This is a genomic window from Streptomyces sp. NPDC107575, assembly GCF_055657265.1.
This window is the reverse complement of the sequence record NZ_JBVKBG010000002.1, coordinates 268,829-285,724: the sequence shown is the minus strand read 5'-3', so window position 1 is coordinate 285,724 and position 16,896 is coordinate 268,829. Positions and strand designations below refer to the sequence as shown.

At 73.1% G+C, this 16,896-nt stretch carries 21 protein-coding genes; 11 read left to right on the top strand and 10 right to left on the bottom strand.

Annotated features, from left to right (window positions below; translation table 11 throughout):
• Positions 1 to 10: 10 nt before the first annotated feature.
• The gene (locus ACZ7L4_RS08025) at positions 11 to 676 is read left to right on the top strand and encodes an ADP-ribosyltransferase (protein WP_472101952.1); all 666 of its coding nucleotides are present in this window, start codon (positions 11 to 13) and stop codon (positions 674 to 676) included.
• 22 nt (positions 677 to 698) lie between these two features.
• On the opposite strand, the gene msrB is transcribed toward ACZ7L4_RS08025, so the two are convergent.
• The 4 genes from msrB to ACZ7L4_RS08005 form a co-directional block, all read right to left on the bottom strand.
• Positions 699 to 1,106 (bottom strand): peptide-methionine (R)-S-oxide reductase MsrB, encoded by a 408-nt coding sequence (msrB, locus tag ACZ7L4_RS08020; RefSeq protein ID WP_422472816.1) that lies wholly within the window; start codon positions 1,104 to 1,106, stop codon positions 699 to 701.
• A gap of 5 nt (positions 1,107 to 1,111) precedes the next feature.
• Complete coding sequence (gene murC, locus ACZ7L4_RS08015; protein WP_472100742.1) at positions 1,112 to 2,515, bottom strand: UDP-N-acetylmuramate--L-alanine ligase; 1,404 nt, start codon at positions 2,513 to 2,515, stop codon at positions 1,112 to 1,114.
• 107 nt (positions 2,516 to 2,622) lie between these two features.
• A complete protein-coding gene (locus ACZ7L4_RS08010) occupies positions 2,623 to 3,096 on the bottom strand; it encodes an indole-3-glycerol phosphate synthase (protein ID WP_385763795.1) in 474 nt (157 codons plus the stop codon).
• Positions 3,097 to 3,278: 182 nt separating this feature from the next.
• Positions 3,279 to 4,091, bottom strand: coding sequence for a pyrimidine reductase family protein (locus ACZ7L4_RS08005; protein ID WP_472100740.1), 813 nt, complete (start codon positions 4,089 to 4,091; stop codon positions 3,279 to 3,281).
• Between the two features lie 82 nt (positions 4,092 to 4,173).
• On the opposite strand from ACZ7L4_RS08005, the gene zapE reads away from it, so the two are divergent.
• The 3 genes from zapE to ACZ7L4_RS07990 all read left to right on the top strand — a co-directional run bounded on the left by zapE (position 4,174) and on the right by ACZ7L4_RS07990 (position 7,747).
• Positions 4,174 to 5,244 carry a cell division protein ZapE gene (gene zapE / locus ACZ7L4_RS08000; RefSeq protein ID WP_472101950.1) on the top strand — a complete coding sequence of 357 codons (1,071 nt, stop codon included), beginning with the start codon at positions 4,174 to 4,176 and terminating at the stop codon, positions 5,242 to 5,244.
• 126 nt (positions 5,245 to 5,370) lie between these two features.
• Entirely contained in the window at positions 5,371 to 6,756 is a 1,386-nt protein-coding gene (locus ACZ7L4_RS07995; protein ID WP_472100738.1) for an alkaline phosphatase PhoX, read from the top strand.
• A 112-nt stretch (positions 6,757 to 6,868) separates the two neighbouring features.
• Complete coding sequence (locus ACZ7L4_RS07990; protein ID WP_472100736.1) at positions 6,869 to 7,747, top strand: substrate-binding domain-containing protein; 879 nt, start codon at positions 6,869 to 6,871, stop codon at positions 7,745 to 7,747.
• A gap of 4 nt (positions 7,748 to 7,751) precedes the next feature.
• On the opposite strand, the gene ACZ7L4_RS07985 is transcribed toward ACZ7L4_RS07990, so the two are convergent.
• Positions 7,752 to 7,979, bottom strand: coding sequence for a hypothetical protein (locus ACZ7L4_RS07985; protein ID WP_472100734.1), 228 nt, complete (start codon positions 7,977 to 7,979; stop codon positions 7,752 to 7,754).
• Positions 7,980 to 7,986: 7 nt separating this feature from the next.
• Entirely contained in the window at positions 7,987 to 8,310 is a 324-nt protein-coding gene (locus tag ACZ7L4_RS07980) for a plasmid stabilization protein (RefSeq protein WP_472100733.1), read from the bottom strand.
• A gap of 223 nt (positions 8,311 to 8,533) precedes the next feature.
• Here ACZ7L4_RS07980 and ACZ7L4_RS07975 point away from each other — a divergent pair, with 223 nt between their 5' ends.
• Positions 8,534 to 8,791, top strand: coding sequence for a WhiB family transcriptional regulator (locus ACZ7L4_RS07975; protein ID WP_472100732.1), 258 nt, complete (start codon positions 8,534 to 8,536; stop codon positions 8,789 to 8,791).
• Between the two features lie 79 nt (positions 8,792 to 8,870).
• Here ACZ7L4_RS07975 and ACZ7L4_RS07970 read toward each other — a convergent pair whose 3' ends face one another.
• Positions 8,871 to 9,233 (bottom strand): DUF6479 family protein, encoded by a 363-nt coding sequence (locus ACZ7L4_RS07970; protein ID WP_450812702.1) that lies wholly within the window; start codon positions 9,231 to 9,233, stop codon positions 8,871 to 8,873.
• Between the two features lie 87 nt (positions 9,234 to 9,320).
• Here ACZ7L4_RS07970 and ACZ7L4_RS07965 point away from each other — a divergent pair, with 87 nt between their 5' ends.
• Both ACZ7L4_RS07965 and ACZ7L4_RS07960 read left to right on the top strand, forming a co-directional pair.
• Positions 9,321 to 10,199 carry a polysaccharide deacetylase family protein gene (locus ACZ7L4_RS07965; RefSeq protein ID WP_472100730.1) on the top strand — a complete coding sequence of 293 codons (879 nt, stop codon included), beginning with the start codon at positions 9,321 to 9,323 and terminating at the stop codon, positions 10,197 to 10,199.
• A 29-nt stretch (positions 10,200 to 10,228) separates the two neighbouring features.
• A complete protein-coding gene (locus ACZ7L4_RS07960) occupies positions 10,229 to 10,450 on the top strand; it encodes a hypothetical protein (RefSeq protein ID WP_472100728.1) in 222 nt (73 codons plus the stop codon).
• A gap of 43 nt (positions 10,451 to 10,493) precedes the next feature.
• Here the strand turns inward: ACZ7L4_RS07960 and ACZ7L4_RS07955 are convergent, their stop codons facing one another.
• Both ACZ7L4_RS07955 and ACZ7L4_RS07950 read right to left on the bottom strand, forming a co-directional pair.
• Positions 10,494 to 11,162: an ABC transporter gene (locus tag ACZ7L4_RS07955; RefSeq protein ID WP_472100727.1), complete on the bottom strand. Its 669-nt coding sequence runs from the start codon at positions 11,160 to 11,162 to the stop codon at positions 10,494 to 10,496.
• Positions 11,159 to 12,022, bottom strand: a complete 864-nt coding sequence (locus ACZ7L4_RS07950) for an ATP-binding cassette domain-containing protein (protein ID WP_472100725.1) — start codon at positions 12,020 to 12,022, stop codon at positions 11,159 to 11,161. The genes ACZ7L4_RS07955 and ACZ7L4_RS07950 overlap by 4 nt, the downstream gene beginning before the upstream one ends.
• A 137-nt stretch (positions 12,023 to 12,159) precedes the next feature.
• Here ACZ7L4_RS07950 and ACZ7L4_RS07945 point away from each other — a divergent pair, with 137 nt between their 5' ends.
• Positions 12,160 to 12,897, top strand: coding sequence for a peptidyl-tRNA hydrolase (locus tag ACZ7L4_RS07945; protein WP_472100723.1), 738 nt, complete (start codon positions 12,160 to 12,162; stop codon positions 12,895 to 12,897).
• 117 nt (positions 12,898 to 13,014) lie between these two features.
• Here ACZ7L4_RS07945 and ACZ7L4_RS07940 read toward each other — a convergent pair whose 3' ends face one another.
• Positions 13,015 to 13,554 carry a hypothetical protein gene (locus ACZ7L4_RS07940; protein ID WP_472100721.1) on the bottom strand — a complete coding sequence of 180 codons (540 nt, stop codon included), beginning with the start codon at positions 13,552 to 13,554 and terminating at the stop codon, positions 13,015 to 13,017.
• Between the two features lie 130 nt (positions 13,555 to 13,684).
• On the opposite strand from ACZ7L4_RS07940, the gene ACZ7L4_RS07935 reads away from it, so the two are divergent.
• The 3 genes from ACZ7L4_RS07935 (at position 13,685) to ACZ7L4_RS07925 (ending at position 16,868) form a co-directional block, all read left to right on the top strand.
• On the top strand, positions 13,685 to 14,989 hold the full coding sequence (locus ACZ7L4_RS07935) for a multinuclear nonheme iron-dependent oxidase (protein ID WP_472100720.1): 1,305 nt from the start codon (positions 13,685 to 13,687) through the stop codon (positions 14,987 to 14,989).
• A 179-nt stretch (positions 14,990 to 15,168) separates the two neighbouring features.
• Positions 15,169 to 16,026 carry a DUF4142 domain-containing protein gene (locus ACZ7L4_RS07930; protein WP_472100719.1) on the top strand — a complete coding sequence of 286 codons (858 nt, stop codon included), beginning with the start codon at positions 15,169 to 15,171 and terminating at the stop codon, positions 16,024 to 16,026.
• A gap of 62 nt (positions 16,027 to 16,088) precedes the next feature.
• Positions 16,089 to 16,868 carry a TIGR04222 domain-containing membrane protein gene (locus tag ACZ7L4_RS07925; protein ID WP_472100717.1) on the top strand — a complete coding sequence of 260 codons (780 nt, stop codon included), beginning with the start codon at positions 16,089 to 16,091 and terminating at the stop codon, positions 16,866 to 16,868.
• Positions 16,869 to 16,896 lie beyond the last annotated feature (28 nt).

Genomic DNA, 16,896 nt, shown 5'->3' with positions numbered 1-16,896 from the left:
TCTGCTCATGATGATCAACAAGCTTCCCCGTACCGCGCGCCGCCTCGCCACCCTGCCCGCCGCGGCGGTCTCCGTCCTTGCGCTCGCCTCCGCGCCGTCCGCCACGGCCAGTGCCCCGGACGCCGACACCGCGAAGTCCACGGCCTCCGTGGCGAAGGCCGCGCCCTCCTGCCCCGTCGTCCCGGACCGCCTCTACGCGGCCATCGACCGGGTCCCCCTCGAGCGGATCTCGCCGGAGCCGGAGTACCGCAACGACTGCCAGACGCTGTACCGGGCGGACGGCCGCGCCCCGGCGGTGATCTTCAAGGAGGGCTTCGCGCCGAAGGACGCCGTGAACGGCCAGTACGACCTGGAGAAGTACGTCCTCAAGAACCAGCCGTCGCCGTTCGTCTCCACCACGCGCGACCACGACCTCTTCAAGAAGTGGACCAAGTGGATGAAGGGCGGCGCGTACAACTACTACATCGACGCCCCGAACGGCATCGACGTGAACGAGACCATCGGCGACACGCACAAGTACGCCGACCAGGTGGAGGTCGCCTTCCCCGGCGGGGTCGCCCCGCGCTTCGTCATCGGCGCGTGCCCCATCAACAAGGAGACCAACACCGAACGCATGTCGGACTGCGTGAGCAACCCCGGCTTTCAGCCGGTGACCGCGGCGACGGCGACGCGCTGAGCGCCGCCGCGACCGCCGGCCCTCACTCCCCTTCGGGGGTCAGCGTGAGGGAGATCGAGTTGATGCAGTACCGCTGATCCGTGGGCGTCGGGTATCCCTCGCCCTCGAAGACGTGGCCGAGGTGCGAGCCGCAGCGCGCGCAGCGCACCTCGGTGCGGACCATCCCGTGGGAGCGGTCCTCGATGAGCTCCACGGCGTCGGTGTTCTTCGGGTCGTAGAAGGACGGCCAGCCGCAGTGCGACTCGAACTTCTCGGTGGACGTGAAGAGCTCGGCGCCGCACGCCCGGCAGGCGTAGACGCCCTTCGTCTTCGTGTCCGTGTACTCACCGCGGAACGCGGGCTCCGTGCCGGCCTGGCGCAGCACCGCGTACTCGGCCGGGGTCAGCTCCGTGCGCCACTGCTCGTCCGGCTTCTCGACGTCGTACGACATGTGCCTCATCCCTTCAGCTGGTCAAGGATCCGCGGGCCGAGCTCCGTGACGTCGCCCGCGCCCATGGTGAGAACGAGATCGCCGGGCTTGGCCATTCCCGCGACGGTCGCGACGGCCGCGTCCTTGTCGTCGGCCGCCTGCACGTCGGCGCCCGCGTCGCGCGCGGCGTCGATGATCAGAGCGCTGGTGATGCCCGGGATCGGGTCCTCGCGGGCCGGGTAGATGTCGAGGACGACCGAGGAGTCCGCGAGCGCGAGGGCCTGGCCCATCTCCTTGCCCAGCTCCTGGGTGCGGGAGAAGAGGTGGGGCTGGAAGAGCACGAGGATGCGGGCGTCACCGGCCGCCGAGCGCATGGCCTCCAGGTCGGCCGTCATCTCGGTGGGGTGGTGGGCGTAGGAGTCGATGACCTGGACGCCGCCCTCCTCGCCCTTGAGCTGGAGGCGGCGCTTGACGCCGGTGTACGACTTGAGCGCCGAGGCGAGGTTCCGGGCCGGGATGCCCATCGCGACGCCCGCGGCGAGCGCCGCCACCGCGTTCTGCGCGTAGTGGCGGCCGGGGACCGAGACCGTGAAGGTCAGCAGCTTGCCGTCCAGGAGGACGGTCACCTCGCTGGTCAGGCCGCGCGGGGTGATCTTGTGGATGCGGATGTCCGCGCCCTCGGACTCGCCGTACGTGACGACCTTGAGGGACGTGGTGTCCCGGACCCTGCGGGTCAGCTCGGCCGCGCCCGCCTGGTCGGCGGCGATGACGAGGGTGCCGCCGGGGGTGATCTTCCGCGTGAACGTCTCGAAGGACTCGTAGATCTCGTCCATGGACGCGTAGTTCGCGTGGTGGTCGAGCTCGACGTTGAGGATGATCGCGACTTCCGGCGCGTACTTGTGGAAGCTGCGGTCCGATTCGTCGGCCTCGGCGACGAAGATCTCGCCCTCGCCGTGGTCGGCGTTGGAGCCGGGGACGTCCAGGTCGCCGCCGATGGCGTAGGACGGGTTGAGGCCGAGGGACTTCAGGGACACGGCGAGCATCGACGTCGTGGTCGTCTTGCCGTGCGTGCCCGCCACCGCGATCGGGCGCAGGCCGTCCATCAGGGAGGCGAGGGCGTCCGAGCGGTGCACGACCGGGATGCCGAGCTCCGTGGCGCGGGCCAGCTCCGGGTTGTCCTCGCGGATGGCGGAGGAGACGACCACACAGGTGGCGTCGGAGGCGAGGTGCCCGGCGTCGTGGCCGATGTGCACGCTCACGCCGAGCTCGCGCAGCGCCTGCGCCGTCGCGGACTCGCGGGCGTCGCTGCCCGCCACGTGCGCGCCGCGCTGGGCGAGGATCTTGGCGATGCCCGACATGCCGGCGCCGCCGATGCCGATGAAGTGCGGTCGGTCCATGTCGGCGACGGAATTCGGCAGGCCGGGTGCCATGCGTGGTCTCCCCTGGGGTTCTCGGATGTCCTGACCCGTGGTCCGGGCGACCACGGCACGGGCCCCAGCCTATTGCCTCGGCCCGCGCCGCCCCGCACCTCTCCCCGTTACGCCTTGCTGTGCGAGAACAGCTTCAGGACCGGTACGCCGACCTGGTGACGGGCGCGCGAGGCCCAGTCCCGGTGGAAGAACTCCTCGACGTAGTGCGGATCGGTCAGCACGATGACCTCGTCCGCCTTCACCTCGTCGACGAGCGCCTTGAGGGCGTCCAGCGGGTGGTCCTCGATGAGTCGGCCCACCGCCTCGCTGCCCGCCTGGTGGAGCGCGGCGAGGGAGACGGCGAGGGCCTTCTCCGCGGGGCCCTTGGCCTCGTCGCCCTCGGGCACCTCGCTCTCCTTGCCCGCCTCGTCGAACTCCCCCATCGCGACGTCGTCGATGGCCCGCAGCAGGCGGTCGGCCTGGTCCCCGCGGGGCTGGAGCAGCACGTGGAAGGAGACTTCCTCCTCTCCGTGCAACGTGGTGACGAACTCCACGTCGGCGGAGGTCAGAGCCTTCTCGATCATCAATACGCTCGTGAACACGACGGGCGCCCTTCTTCTCCTACCGTGGGCCGGCTGACGACGACCCTCCGGGTGGACCAGCGGACCTGCGGAAACCATCCTGCCCCGCATTCGCACGGGGTCTGCGAGATGTAGTGTGCCCAGCCAAAGCTAAACGGAACGACTCATTCCGCCGAATGTCGCCGCACTACCCGTGGTAGCGGCTACTGTCCGCCCCGCTGCCGGGCATAACGGCTGAAGAGGAACCCTTCCTCCTCCAGTAGGGACGCCAGTTCGAACCGCTCCGGCACGGCCAGGGTCGGGCCGCCCGCGATCCGCTGGGCGTCCCCGGCGGTGAGCATCGGGGACACGGTCAGGCACAGCTCGTCGAGTACCCCGCCCGCCACGAACTGACCGAGCATCCTCGGCCCGCCCTCGGTGAGCAGCCTCCTGAGGCCCCGCTCGCCGAGCACCGCCACCGCGCGGTCCGGTTCGACGGCCGCGCCGTCGCCCGCGATCAGCACCTCCACACCGGCCGCGCGCGCCGCCGCGACCCGGTCCGCCGAGGCCCCCGCGCCGGTGAGTAGCAGCGTCGGCACCAGCGGGTCGGTGAACAGGGGCAGCCGGAAGTCGAGGTCGAGGCTCGCGCTGATCACGGCGATCTGCGGGGCGGGGCCCTGCCCTGCCGCCTTCCTGCGCTCCGCGAACGCCTCGCGCGCGCGGGCGGGGCGGTACCCCTCCAGGCGGACCGTCTCCGCGCCGACCACGACGACGTCGGCGAGCGCGCGCAGCGTGCCGAAGATCCGCATGTCGGTGTCGCAGGAAATGGGCTGGGAGCGGCCGTCGTGCTGGGCGGCCCCGTCGAGCGTGGAGACCATGTTGGCCCGCAGCCACGGCGCGTCCGCGGCCTCGGGCGGGTAGGCATAGGCGTCGGCGAGCTCGTCGAGGCTCCACTCGTGGCCCCCGGGGCTCGCCTCCCTCCCCTCGTACCCCTTGCCATCTGCTGTTTCGTACGTCACAGGGAACAGGCGTCGCATGTCGTGCAGTGTGGCACGGAGACTAAGCTGGGTGGCTGTGTCGTCATCCCTCGAAGCCGCCGACTCCCGGGAGTCCAGCCAGATGGGCATCAGCCCCATACCCGACGCGGCGCCGCTGTCCCTGTGCGCCCGCGAGCCGCATGTCCCCGCGGAGCGCCTGGTCGCCGAGATGGTGCCGCCGCCGCGGTTCAGCTCCGCCCGCTTCGACACGTACATTCCGGACCCGAAGCAGCCCAGCCAGATCGAGGCCGTCCAGGTCCTGAGCGGCTTCGCGGCCGGGCTCGGCGGGGCGCACGCGTCCGGCTCGGGCAAGCGCCGCTGGTTCGCCAAGAAGCCCGCCGCCCCGACCGGGCCGCGCGGCGTCTACCTCGACGGCGGCTACGGCGTCGGCAAGACCCACCTCCTGGCCTCCCTGTGGCACGCGACGCCGGCCGAGCCGCAGCTCAAGGCGTTCGGCACGTTCGTCGAGCTGACGAACCTGGTGGGCGCGCTCGGCTTCCAGCAGACCGTGAAGACGCTCAGCGGACACCGGCTCCTGTGCATCGACGAGTTCGAGCTGGACGACCCGGGTGACACGGTGCTCGTGTCGTCCCTCCTCGGGAAGCTGGTCGAGGCGGGTGTCGCGCTCGCCGCGACGTCGAACACGCTGCCGGGCAAGCTCGGCGAGGGCCGCTTCGCCGCCGCCGACTTCCTGCGCGAGATCCAGGGCCTGTCGGCCCACTTCAGGCCGCTGCGCATCGACGGCGAGGACTACCGGCACCGCGGCCTCCCCGAGGCCCCCTCGCCGTTCACCGACGAGCAGGTCACCAAGGCGGCGTACGCGACCGAGGGCGCCTCGCTCGACGACTTCCCGCACCTTCTTGAGCACCTCGCGCGCGTGCACCCCAGCCGGTACGGGGCGCTCACCGACGACCTGAAGGCCGTCTGCCTCACCGATGTGGCGGCGGTGCCCGACCAGTCGACCGCGCTGCGGCTCGTCGTCCTCGCGGACCGGCTCTACGACCGGGAGATCCCGGTGCTCACCTCGGGCGAGCCGTTCGACAAGCTGTTCAGCGAGGAGATGCTGAACGGCGGGTACAAGAAGAAGTACTTCAGGGCGATCTCCCGCCTGACCGCCCTTGCGCGCGACGCGAAGGGTCTCGTGCACGAGTAACCCCCAGGTGAGGCGTTACGTGGATAGAGCACGAAACGCGGACGCTACGCGCGTGGTTCCCGCGGCGAAGGGCACGTGATAAACACAGCCGGGTCACAGTTCCTGTCCGCCAGCAGGAGGTCACCCATGTCGCACACCGCTGACGCACGACAGTCCGCAACTCGACGTCAAGTCCTCGCCCGCACCGGCGCCCTGGGAGTGGGCATCGCCTTCGCGGGGAACCTCTCCGAACTGTTCGCCGGCTCCGCCGCCGCCCAAGGACGCGCCGGATACGGCCCGTTGGTGCCCGACCCGGCCGGGCTGCTCGACCTCCCGAAGGGCTTCCGCTACAAGGTCCTGTCGCGGGAGGGGGAGCCACTGCGCTCCGGCGAGGGCAAGGTGCCCTCGAACCACGACGGGATGGCGGCCTTCGCCGGCAGACAGGGCCGCGTGCACCTCGTGCGCAACCACGAGAACCGGGTCACCGGGAAGATCGGCGTGCCGACCGTCGAGGGTCTGACGTACGACCCGATGGGCAAGGGCGGCTGCACCGTGCTCTCCGTGGACCGGAAGAACAACGTGGTGTCCGAGCGGGTCGGCATCGCCGGCACGGCGGTCAACTGCGCGGGCGGCCCCACGCCGTGGGGCACCTGGCTGACCTGCGAGGAGACCGAGGACAAGGCCGGTACGAACGGCTACACCAAGGACCACGGCTTCATCTTCGAGGTCGACCCGGTCGACCCGCACCGCTCGGGCGCCGTCCCGCTGACCGCGATGGGCCGCTTCCAGCACGAGGCGATCGCCGTCGATCCCAGGAACGGGACCGTGTACGAGACGGAGGACGCCTTCGACAAGCCGTTCGGCCTGTTCTACCGCTTCCTGCCCAAGAACACGAAGGGCGGCCTCGGTTCGCTGCGCGCGGGCGGAAAGCTCCAGGCGATGCGGGTGCCCGGGGTGCCGGACCTGTCGGCGGTCCAGGAGACCGGAGCGACGTTCAGCGGCATCGAGTGGGTCGACGTACCGGACCCGCTGGCCGCCCAGACGCCCATCCGCAACCAGGACTTCGGCCCGAAGGGCATCACCCACGCCCAGAAGCTGGAGGGCTGCTACTGGGGCGGCTCCAGCGTCTACTTCGTGTCGTCGTACGCCCGCAGCCGCGAGGGCTCGGCCGCCGACCACTTCGGGCAGATCTGGCGCTACGACCCGTCGTCGCGCCGTCTGACGCTGGTCATCGTGTTCGGCCCGGACACGGACGTCCAGCTGCCCGGCGAGGAGCCCGACAACATCTGTCTCGCGCCCAGCGGGGGCCTGATGGTGTGCGAGGACGGCGAGGGCGCGCAGCACGTGTTCGGCGTGACGCGCAAGGGCGAGGTGTACGCCATGGCGCGCGGACGGCAGAACATCGGGACGGCCGACAAGCCCGAGTGGGGCGAGTTCGCCGGTGTCACGTTCTCGCCGGACGGCGACACGATGTTCGTGAACTGCTATACGCCGGGCACGACGTTCGCGGTCACCGGTCCCTGGCACAAGTAACGGGGTGCGCGTGGCGCTGGGCCGCCCTTCGGCTCGGCGCCACGGCTCCGCGTCCGGGGCGGGCCGCCGCCCGGCGGACATGTCCGTCGTCGCCGGTGGGCAGGGTGGCCCTATGAATCAACCTTCCGCACTGTCATGGGAGTTCACGGACGACCGGGGGCAGCGGGCGACCGCGCCCGAGCGGCCTTCGCGGGTCGTCGCCTACATACAGGCCGGGGCGAGCCTGTGGGATCTGGGCATACGCCCGGTGGGGATCTTCGGCTCGTTCCACGACGGCGACGAGCCCGACCGCGCCAAGTCCGGGGCGCTGCCGCTGGACGACATCACGTATCTGGGCGCCGGGGCGGGGCTCGGCCTGGACGGCGTGCTCGCGGAGCGCCCCGACCTGGTCGTGGCGCTCACGTACGGCGGCGGTCAGGTCTACGGCATCGAGCCCGACACGGCGAAGCATCTGGAGGAGCACGTCCCCGTCGCGGTGATCGACGTGGGGCAGGGCAGGACGCTGGGCGGGGTGCGGGAGCGCTTCGCGGAACTCGGGCGCTCGCTCGGCGCTTCAGAGCCCGCGGAGACGCGGGAGGACCTCGCCCGCGCCGAGCGGCAGTTGGGGGTAGCGGCCCGTGGCGCGCGGGGCGTCCGCGTGCTGGCGCTCTCGGCCGCCGGGGCGGACGCGGTGCACATGGCCCGGCCCACCAAGTGGCCCGACCTGAGCGCGCTCGGCGGGCTGGGCGTCGGCATGGCGGCGCCGCCCGAGGGCCCGGGCGCCAACTGGTGCACGGGGACCTGGCGGGACGTCGCCGAACTCGCCCCGGACGTCATCCTGTCGGACGCCCGCGCCAACGCGGCGCCGCGCGAACAGTACGCGGCCGACCCGCACTGGGCGGCCGTCGCCGAACGCGCGTCGGTGCTTCCGTGGAACCCGGAGGCCCCCGCCAGCGCCCGCGCCCACGCGGCCCTCTTCGACCAGGTGGCGGGGGCGCTGCGGGGACGCTGACCCGTCAGTCGGCGGGCTCGTCGGGGACGGGCTGGTCGGGGTGGACTCCCGGCGCGTGCGGGGCCCCGGCCCGGCCGGTGCCCGCCACGTCCGAGTCGGGGACGGTGGCGTCGGGTTCGGCCTCGGGCTCCGGGGCCCGATCGGCCCCGTCCTCCGGCTCGGGAGTCTCGTCGTCGGGGTCGGCCTGCTGGTCGGGGAGGTCCCTCGGGACGGCGTCCTGTTCCCTGTCCATGAAGTGATCAGCGCCCCAGTGCCTTGGCCAGCTCGGACTTGTTCATCTTCGAGCGGCCCTCGACGCCCCGGTCCTTGGCCTCCTCGTAGAGCTGGTCCTTCGTCGGACCACCGGCGCCCTGGTGGGAGCGCAGGCCGCCGCGCCTGCCCGAGGAGATGTCCTGCGTCGACGTGCGGCTCGCCTGCTTCGACTCGCCGCTCCGCGCCCGCTCCTTGTTCACCGTACGGGCGGCGATCTCCTTGGCCCGCGACGTGCTCTCGCCCCGGTCCTCGGCGCTCTTCTTGATCTTCTCGTACTGGCGCTCACGCTTGGCGTTCGATCCGCTCGGCATGCGGCTCACTCCCTTCCCTACCGTTGTAGCCCCTCCCGCTCCATGTCGCAGGGCGACGCCGGGGCCGGGGGGATGTGCTCCCCCCGGCCCCGGCTTCCCTTCGCTCCCCTGGCCTCTCGACCGCGACCCGGGTCCCCCGGCCCGCGGCGCCCAAACTCGGCGTTTCCGCCCGGGTGTTGTGGGCACCCGGCGCCGCATGCCGTTGCCAGTGAGGAATACGGAAATGGAGTGGCTGGACAGGGCGGCGTGTGTCGAGGAGGACCCGGACCTCTTCTTCCCCGTCGGCACGACCGGGCCCGCCGTCGACGACGTGGAGGCGGCCAAGGAGGTCTGCCGACGCTGTCCGGTGATCATGGAATGCCTTCGGTGGGCCGTGGCCACCGGGCAGACGACAGGCGTGTGGGGCGGCACGTCGGAGAGCGAGCGGGCCGGCCTGCTGCGGGCCGAACGCCGACGTACACGGGCCCGGGCCACGCACTGAGGGCGGGCCGCCGCGCGCGGCGCTGCGGGCACGGCGGCCCCGCGCCCGCACGGTCCCGCGGGCGCGGGGCCCGGCACCGTCAGGTACTGCCCGGGCCGCCGCTGCCGAACGCGCCGCTGTTGCCCCGGCCCCAGCGGCGCGGCCGCTGGTCCTTGCTGCGCCTGCTGGTCGCGCTGCCGTGACCGTTCAGCTCGTGCGGGGTCAGCCGGGAGCCGTCGTCCGTGTGCGGGACCTCGTCGGGCTCCCGCATCTCGCGGACCTCTTGGACCGGGCCCGTACGGGGGAGTTTCGGCTGGTCGGCCGGGTCGGGCGGGCCCGGCTCCCGGCGGCGGAACCTGATGCCCATCCAGACCGCCCAGATCAGCGCCAGCGCGACCACAAGGCCCGCGACGAACGGAACGACCGAGGTCGAGAGGTCGGGGAAAGCCATTGGTGTCGTCATGGGTGCCGGGTACCCCTCAGCACGGGATCACGCCCCCATCGGTCCGATTTGCACGATTTACGGAGAATCCGACGATACCTTCGGTGAGTGATCAGACATGTACGCCGTGTGACGGCTACCTGCGCCCTGGGCGCGCTCGTGCTCGGCCTCGCCGGATGCGGCGGGGCCACCTCGTCGGGAGTCCCGGGCGCGACGCGGTCCGCCGCACTCCCGGAGAGCACCCCCAAGGCCAAGACGATGCCGACCCCGACCACGAAACCCACGCTCGCGCCGGGGCCGGGCGGCACCACCCCCGTCTTCGAGCGCGGCGCGGCGACGAAGGGGCGGACCGTCGCGCTCACCTTCGACGCCGACATGACGGCCGACCAGGGGGCACGGGCGCGCTCCGGGGAGCGCTTCGACAACCCTCAACTGGTGCGCACCCTCCGGAAGTTGAAGGTCCCGGCCACCGTCTTCATGACCGGGCGCTGGGCCGAGGAGTACCCCGCCGAGGCCAGGGACATCGGCCGGGACCGGCTGTTCGAGGTCGCCAACCACTCGTACAGCCACTACGCCTTCACGGGTGACTGCTACGGCCTGCCGCGCGTGCCCGCGGAGGGCATGCGCGCCGACGTCGACCGCGCCTTCACGGCGTTCCGGAAGGCGGGTGTCGAGCACGTCGTGCCGTACTTCCGGTTCCCCGGGGGCTGCTACGACCCGGCGGCGCTGCGGGCGCTGAGGCCGACCGGGGTGACGGCGGTGCAGTGGGACGTGGTGAGCGGGGACGCCTTCGCCACGGACGCGGACGCCGTGACCCAGCAGGTGCTCGACGGGGTGCGGCCCGGTTCGGTCGTCGTCATGCACTGCACGCGCAGCGCGGCGCCGACGACGGAGCGGGTGGTGCGGGCGGTGGTGCCGAAGCTGCGGGCGAAGGGCTACCGGTTCGTGCGGGTGTCGGACCTGGTGGGGGCCGCGCGCGGGGCGTGAGCGCGGGCGCGGGTACGTACGCTGGAGGCATGAGCGACTACTGCGCCGGCGGCGCCGAGGAGCGCCCGGCACCCGCAGCGGCGGCGGACGAACCGTTCGCCGAGTGCGTGCTGTGCCGGGAGCCCACGGAGTACCCGGAGTCGACGAAGGGCGTCACGCTGTGCCCGGTGTGCAATGGGGTCTCCCCTGCTCGAGCGAAGCCGAGAGCTTGGGGAAGGCAGGAGGCGCAGCGCGGGGCCTGCTCCGGGTGACGGGCCGGGCCGGACAGCGGGCCGGACCGGATCCAGGATCCGGTCAGCGGCGCGACGCGAGCGCACACGCGGCCGTCGCGCAGACCCCGGCCACGGCCACCGCCCCCACGAGCGGCGGCAGCAGGACCGGCACCGCCCCGTCCTGCGACCCGGTCACCAGGGCGCTCACCACCGACTTCGCCGGTGACCCGGGGGCGATCAGCGCGACGAGCGCGCACAGCACGAGGCCGGCCACGCCAAGGCCGGTGCCGCGCACCACGGGCCACGTCGTGACGGCCCCGACGGCGGCGCCGACGAGCGCGCACACCAGCACGGCGAGCAGCCCGGCCCCGGCGGCCGGCCACTTCGCCACGTGCACCAGTCGGTCGGTGCTGACCCCGTCGCTGATCAGCGCCACGACGACGGTCGCCACGAAGCCGACGGCCACCGTGGCGAGGAACGCGGCGGCCAGGCTCGCCAGATGGGCCCGCCACGGCGCGGTCGCCGCGGCGGTGCAACTGCGGGCCGCGGGCGGCTCGTTGGTGACACAGATCCGCGCCAGCCAGGCGCCCACGGGGAGCAGGGCGGCGGCGGTGTACGCGAGGGAGTCGAGCACCGGCTGCCCCGCCTGCACGCCGACGGCGGCGAACGCGGCGTAGAGGACGACCGGCGCGAGCCAGCGCTGCGAGCGCAGCAGCAGGGCCGACTGGTACGCGAGCAGGGCCGTGGTCATCCGTCGTTCTCCGTCGGCTCGGGGGTGCGGAGGTGTTCCGTGGGCGCGGGCGTGCGGACGGCGACGATGTGCCAGGGCGGGTCGGCGGCGAGCAGAACGCGCAGCACGGCGTCGGAGTGCGCGGCGTCCGTGGTGATCCGTACGGTGCGGGGGTCGAGGCGGACGCGGGTGTGCGGATGCGGCAGGACGGGCTCGTGCCCCGCGGGGCCTGTGGCGTCGACGACCACGGCCGCACCGCCGGACGCCGCGCTCCGCAGGACCGTCGCGCCCTCCACCTCGTACGTCGCGTCGGCGGTGGCGGCGAGGCGGCGCGGGTCGTGGTCGACGAAGAGCACGGCGGCGCCGGCCGCGGCGCGTTCGGCGACGGCGCCGTCGAGGGTGTCGCGGGCCGCGGTGTCGAGCCCGGTCCAGGCCTCGTCGAGGACGAGCAGCTCCGGTTCGGCGAGCAGGGCCGCGGCCACCGCCACCTTCTGGCTGCTGCCCTTGGACAGTTCGGCGAGGGACGTCCCCAGGTACTCCGCGGCGCCGAACCGCTCCAGCCACTCCCCCGCCCGCCGCGCGGCCGTCGGGCGGGACAGTCCGTGGATGCGGCCCATGTGCGTGAGGTAGGCGCGGGCGGTGAACGGCAGGGCGGGTGGGAAGCGTTCGGGGACGAAGGCGGTGCGCGGGCGGCCGACGACACGGCCCTCGGAGGGGGCGTCGATCCCGGCCACGAGGCGCAGCAGCGTGGACTTCCCCGCGCCGTTGGGCCCGCGCACCCGGAACACGGCCCCCTCGGGCACGTCCAGGTCGACCCCGCGCAGCACCCAGGGCCCACCGAGTCCGTAGCGGCGGCCCGCGCCGCGCAGCGTGACGTGCATGCGGTCATGTTCCCGTACGCGTCCGGTCCTTCGGTGACCGAGGCAATATCGAGCCCCGCCGTCGGACGAGAGCCAGCGGGGTCCGGGGCGGAGCCCCGTGACGTGGGGGACGGCCGACCGCCTGGCAGACTGGACCCGTGACCAGCGACGCCCCCCGTACCGACACCCCCTTCCGCTCCGAGCCCAGCGCACGCGACGAGGCTCCGCAGTTCGTGCTGCCGCTCGTCGTGCGCATCGAGCGGGCCGCGCCCCCGACGCGGACGGACGCCCTGGAGGCCGCGGCGCGCGCCGTGTTGGTGATCCTCTCGGACGAGCGGTCCGTCGGCGACGGCGAGTGGGCGCAGGCGATGCGCGACTGGCAGGACGCCCGGATCCGCAAGGTGGTGCGGCGGGCGAGGGGCGCGGAGTGGCGGCGCGCGGAGGCCCTCGACGGCATCACGGTCACCACCGGCTCCGCCGAGGTACGGGTCTTCCCGCCGGTCCCCCTCGACGGCTGGCCCAAGGACCTGGCCCGCCTCCAGGTCTCCGGCACGGACCTCGACGACCCGGAACCGCCGCCCGCCGCCGACCCGTCGGCCCCGGTCATGTGGCTCAACCCGGACCTCGGCATGACCGCGGGCAAGACCATGGCGCAGGCCGGGCACGGGGCCCAGCTCGCGTGGTGGGAGCTGTCCGACGCGGAGCGCAAGGAGTGGCGCGAGGCGGGCTTCCCGCTGTCGGTACGCACCGCGGACCCGGCGCGCTGGCCCGCGCTGACCACGGGTGGTCTGCCCGTCGTACGGGACGCCGGTTTCACGGAGATCCCGCCGAGCGACACAGTCGTCTCCGAGGGCCCGCGGACGGGCGACTTCCTGCCCGGCCTCCCCCGCCTCTGAACGCAAAAGACCCCGCCCGTCCGCACGGGGGATGACGGACGGCCGGGGCCACTCGGAAGGCTACCCCACTCCACGAGGGGACGGGTCGGTTCCCCCGGGGCCCCTCGCACACGACGCCTACGCCCCCTCGGCCCACCCCGTGACGGCCAGCACCTCCCGTGCGACCGTCGGCACGCCCCGGCCGTCCGTCGGCACGCGCACGGTGTCGTGCGGGGCCTGTTCGTCCAGGAGACGGGCCTTGCGGAGGCTTCCGCGCAGTTCGGTCTCCAGTTCCGAGCCGAGTTCGCGGCCCGCGAGCCGCTCCCCGGCGGTGGCGTCCGAGGCCGTGAGCAACACTCGTACGAGCCGGACGTCCTCGCCCATCGCGCGCCGGAACATTCCCGCGCTGCCGGTCAGTACGCTGACGGTGTTGGTGTAGATCAGGCGGCGGTGGCCGAGGTCCGCGAAGTTGGACCAGAGCGCGACGAGGTTGCGCTCGGTGACGACGCTGCGGTGCGGGTCGTCCGGCGGCGCGGGGTGGACCTGGCCCAAATAGTCGCCTTCCAGAACGCAATGAGGCACCTCCGCGGCCCGCAGAAGCGCGGAGACCTCCCACGCCACCGATGTCTTCCCGACGCCCGCGCGTCCCCCGATGAGCAGTGCTTCCGCTTGATCCATGGCGGCAGCGTGCCACCCGACGGCCCGTGGGCGGAACCTCAAATGTTGCTCTGAACGTGGCCGCTAAGGGGTTCGGGGCCGCCCGGTGCGGTGAGGACTTCAGGGAGCCGGGCGCAGGAGGGGGAGTTCCATGGAGCTGGGGACCGGGATCGGGTGGCGGCCCGAGATCGCGGAGGCGGTCGAGGCCATGCCGGGCATCGACTGGGTCGAGGTCGTCGCCGAGAATCTGTGTCCGGGGCATCTGCCGGACTCGCTGCTGCGGCTGCGCGAGCGCGGCGTCACCGTCGTGCCGCACGGCGTCTCGCTCGGACTCGGCGGGGCCGAGCGGCCCGACGAGCAGCGGCTCGCCGACCTCGCGGCGCGCGCCGAGGCGCTCGGGTCGCCACTGGTCACCGAGCACATCGCGTTCGTACGGGCCGGTGGTGAACGCACCGCGTCGCCGCTCCTGGAGGCCGGGCACCTGCTGCCCGTGCCGCGCACCCGCGACGCGCTCGACGTGCTGTGCGAGAACGTGCGGATCGCCCAGGACGCGCTGCCGGTGCCGCTCGCCGTGGAGAACATCGCGGCGCTGTTCGGCTGGCCCGGCGAGGAGTTGACGGAGGGTCAGTTCCTGTACGAGCTGGTGGAACGCACCGGCGTACGTCTCCTCATCGACGTCGCCAATCTCCACACCAACCACGTCAACCGCGGCGAGGACCCGGCGAAGGCGCTGGCCGAACTGCCGGTCGAGGCCATCGCGTACGTGCATGTCGCGGGCGGCTTCGAGCGCGACGGCGTCTGGCACGACAGCCACGCACACCCGGTGCCGCGCGCCGTCCTCGACGTACTGGCCGAACTGGCCTCGCGCGTGACCCCGCCGGGGGTGCTGCTCGAGCGCGACGACAACTTCCCCGAGGACCTGGGCGAGTTGGGGCGCGAGGTGGAGGTCGTCCGGGAGACCGTCGCGGCCGGGGCAGGACCCCGCGCGCAGGCCCCGGACCGACGCGCGAAACCCCCCGCCCCTCCGGTCGACGACGCCGCCGCACGCCAGCGGCTCGCCCTCGACCAGGCCGCCCTGCTGTCCGCACTCGTCGCCGGCACCCCGGCCCCGGAGGGCTTCGACCGCGCGCGGCTCGCCGTCCAGAGCCGCGCGCTCGCGGCCAAGCGGGCCGACGTCGTCGCGAAGGTGGCACCCGAACTGCCCCTGATACTCGGCGAGTCCGCCTATCGCTCACTCTTCCTCGGCTACGCACGACGACACCCGATGACAAGCGGCTACCGCCGCGACGCCCTCGACTTCGCCGAGGACCTGCTGCTCGCGCAACGCGTCCGGGACACGGCCACCCGCCGCGAGCTGACCCACTGGTGGCTCGACCGCTCGGGCCCCAAGCCGTTGACGGGCCGCCCCCTGACCCGAGCACTGCGAACAGCAGCGCTGGCACTACGCCGCGGCTGAGCAACTCAAGCCGGGCGAATCAAGCCCCGCCGGCGATTGAGGCGCGGGGTCCGGGGCAGCGCCCCGCGACCGCAACGCCGTCGCAGCCCCACGGCTACCGAAGCTGACGTACTCCTGAGCGATCCCCAACGCCCCGCGCAAGCGCCCCGCTAGCGTGCGACGTCGCACCAGGAGGCACCATGCACCCGTTCCGACCCCGCGCCGCAGGCCCCGGCTCCGCCCTCATCGTCACCGCACTCGTGGCGACGCTGGCGGCGCTCGTCTTCCCCCTGTGGTCGTACGCGGACCGCTCCGGCACCGGGCTCCACGAGCTCAACGCCCAGACCGTGTCCACCAGATTCGGGCCGCTGTCCGCCACCGACCGCCTCTTCATCACCAAGGTGCGGCTCGCCGGCCTGTGGGAACTGCCCGCCGGACAGCAGGCCGAGGAGCGGGCACCGAGCAAGGCGGTCGAGACGGCGGGCGAGCACCTCGTCGAGGGGCACACGTTCCTCGACGCCCGGGTGCGCGAGGTCGCGGCGCGCATGAACCTGGAACTGCCGAGCCAGCCGAACGCACAACAGCAGGGCTGGCTACGGGAGTTGACCGCCGCCAAGGGCGCGGACTACGAGCAGAAGTTCGCCAACATCCTGCGCCGCGCCCACGGACAGGTCTTCTCGCTGGTCGCCCAGGTGCGCGCCTCGACCCGCAACTCGCTCGTCCGGGAACTCGCGGACGACGCCAACACCACCGTCCTCGACCACATCAAGGTCCTGGAGGCGACGGGCCTGGTCGACTTCGACGCGGTCGCCCGCGACGGCGCCACCGCGAGCCCGCCCCCCGCGACCCGCTCCCCCGCCCCGCCGGGCCCGACCTCCGCACCGGACTCCGCGACCCCGGTCTCCCCGTCGCCCACCCCGTCGTTCTCCCTGCCGCCCGCGGTGTCCAGCCCGAAGCCGGAGACGAATCCCAAGGACAAGGCCAAGGCCAAAGCGAAATCCAAGGCCGCGTCCACGCCCAAGGCCGGACCGCGGCACCCCAACGTCACGACGCGATAACAGGCCGTCCACATCGTGGGCGAGGCGTAGCGGTATCCGGGCAACTGTCGTAGAAACTGCGCATGTTGTGGGTCCTGTTCCTCCTCGTCGCCTGTGCCGTCGCGGGAGTCTCCTGTGGGCGGCTGTGTCTCGCGGCCGTGCGCGCCGCCGAGACCGAACGCGCGACGGGCCGCGCCACGCCCGTCGCCGCGCACCGGGGCCACGAGCTGTCCCTGTACGAGACCGCCTTCCTGTCGGGCGGCCCCGAGCGGGTCGCCGAGGTGACGCTCGTGTCGATGGCCCGCAGCCGGCGCCTGCTGCTCGCGCACACCGGCTGGGCGACCGTCGTCGACCCGGTCGGCGAGGACGCCATGGAGCGTTCGGTGCTCCGCGCCATCGGCCCCGGGGGCCAGGCCCGGATCGCCCCGCTGCGGGCGGCGGCCGCGGCCGGTGACACGGTGCGGGTGCTCGCCGAACGCCTCGTCGCGGCCGGCCTCGCGGTGCCCGACCGGGAACGTACGACGCTCTCGGGCGCGGTGCGGCAGGTGTGGCAGGCGACGTGCGCCGTGCTGGTGCTCGGCGCGCTCGCGGTCCTGCTGCCGGGCGAGAGCGCGCGCCAAGGGGGCCCGGTGGCACTGTGGTTCGGGCTTCCGCTGCTGCTCACGCTGAGCTGTCTGACGCTCGCCCGCGTCGAGATCCACCCGTACACGCGCTGGGCCTCGCCGACCGGGCAGCGACTGCTCGCGGGCCGGCCCCAGGGCGCGGGCAGCCTGCTCGCCGTCGCGGTGCGCGGGGTGCGGGCGGTCGACGACCCGCAGCTGCGCGCGGCGCTCTCCGGCACGGACCGGCATACCACCGACTGAGCCGCCCCGCACGCCGAAGACGGCAGTC

Excerpts from the sequence above, each read along its gene's own strand:
- ACZ7L4_RS08025 (WP_472101952.1), top strand. The coding sequence starts at position 11 with ATGATCAACAAGCTTCCCCGTACCGCGCGCCGCCTCGCCACCCTGCCC.
- msrB (WP_422472816.1), bottom strand. The coding sequence starts at position 1,106 with ATGTCGTACGACGTCGAGAAGCCGGACGAGCAGTGGCGCACGGAGCTG.
- murC (WP_472100742.1), bottom strand. The coding sequence starts at position 2,515 with ATGGCACCCGGCCTGCCGAATTCCGTCGCCGACATGGACCGACCGCAC.
- ACZ7L4_RS08005 (WP_472100740.1), bottom strand. The coding sequence starts at position 4,091 with ATGCGACGCCTGTTCCCTGTGACGTACGAAACAGCAGATGGCAAGGGG.
- zapE (WP_472101950.1), top strand. The coding sequence starts at position 4,174 with ATGGGCATCAGCCCCATACCCGACGCGGCGCCGCTGTCCCTGTGCGCC.
- ACZ7L4_RS07995 (WP_472100738.1), top strand. The coding sequence starts at position 5,371 with ATGTCGCACACCGCTGACGCACGACAGTCCGCAACTCGACGTCAAGTC.
- ACZ7L4_RS07990 (WP_472100736.1), top strand. The coding sequence starts at position 6,869 with ATGAATCAACCTTCCGCACTGTCATGGGAGTTCACGGACGACCGGGGG.
- ACZ7L4_RS07985 (WP_472100734.1), bottom strand. The coding sequence starts at position 7,979 with ATGGACAGGGAACAGGACGCCGTCCCGAGGGACCTCCCCGACCAGCAG.
- ACZ7L4_RS07980 (WP_472100733.1), bottom strand. The coding sequence starts at position 8,310 with ATGCCGAGCGGATCGAACGCCAAGCGTGAGCGCCAGTACGAGAAGATC.
- ACZ7L4_RS07975 (WP_472100732.1), top strand. The coding sequence starts at position 8,534 with ATGGAGTGGCTGGACAGGGCGGCGTGTGTCGAGGAGGACCCGGACCTC.
- ACZ7L4_RS07970 (WP_450812702.1), bottom strand. The coding sequence starts at position 9,233 with ATGACGACACCAATGGCTTTCCCCGACCTCTCGACCTCGGTCGTTCCG.
- ACZ7L4_RS07960 (WP_472100728.1), top strand. The coding sequence starts at position 10,229 with ATGAGCGACTACTGCGCCGGCGGCGCCGAGGAGCGCCCGGCACCCGCA.
- ACZ7L4_RS07955 (WP_472100727.1), bottom strand. The coding sequence starts at position 11,162 with ATGACCACGGCCCTGCTCGCGTACCAGTCGGCCCTGCTGCTGCGCTCG.
- ACZ7L4_RS07950 (WP_472100725.1), bottom strand. The coding sequence starts at position 12,022 with ATGCACGTCACGCTGCGCGGCGCGGGCCGCCGCTACGGACTCGGTGGG.
- ACZ7L4_RS07940 (WP_472100721.1), bottom strand. The coding sequence starts at position 13,554 with ATGGATCAAGCGGAAGCACTGCTCATCGGGGGACGCGCGGGCGTCGGG.
- ACZ7L4_RS07935 (WP_472100720.1), top strand. The coding sequence starts at position 13,685 with ATGGAGCTGGGGACCGGGATCGGGTGGCGGCCCGAGATCGCGGAGGCG.
- ACZ7L4_RS07930 (WP_472100719.1), top strand. The coding sequence starts at position 15,169 with ATGCACCCGTTCCGACCCCGCGCCGCAGGCCCCGGCTCCGCCCTCATC.
- ACZ7L4_RS07925 (WP_472100717.1), top strand. The coding sequence starts at position 16,089 with ATGTTGTGGGTCCTGTTCCTCCTCGTCGCCTGTGCCGTCGCGGGAGTC.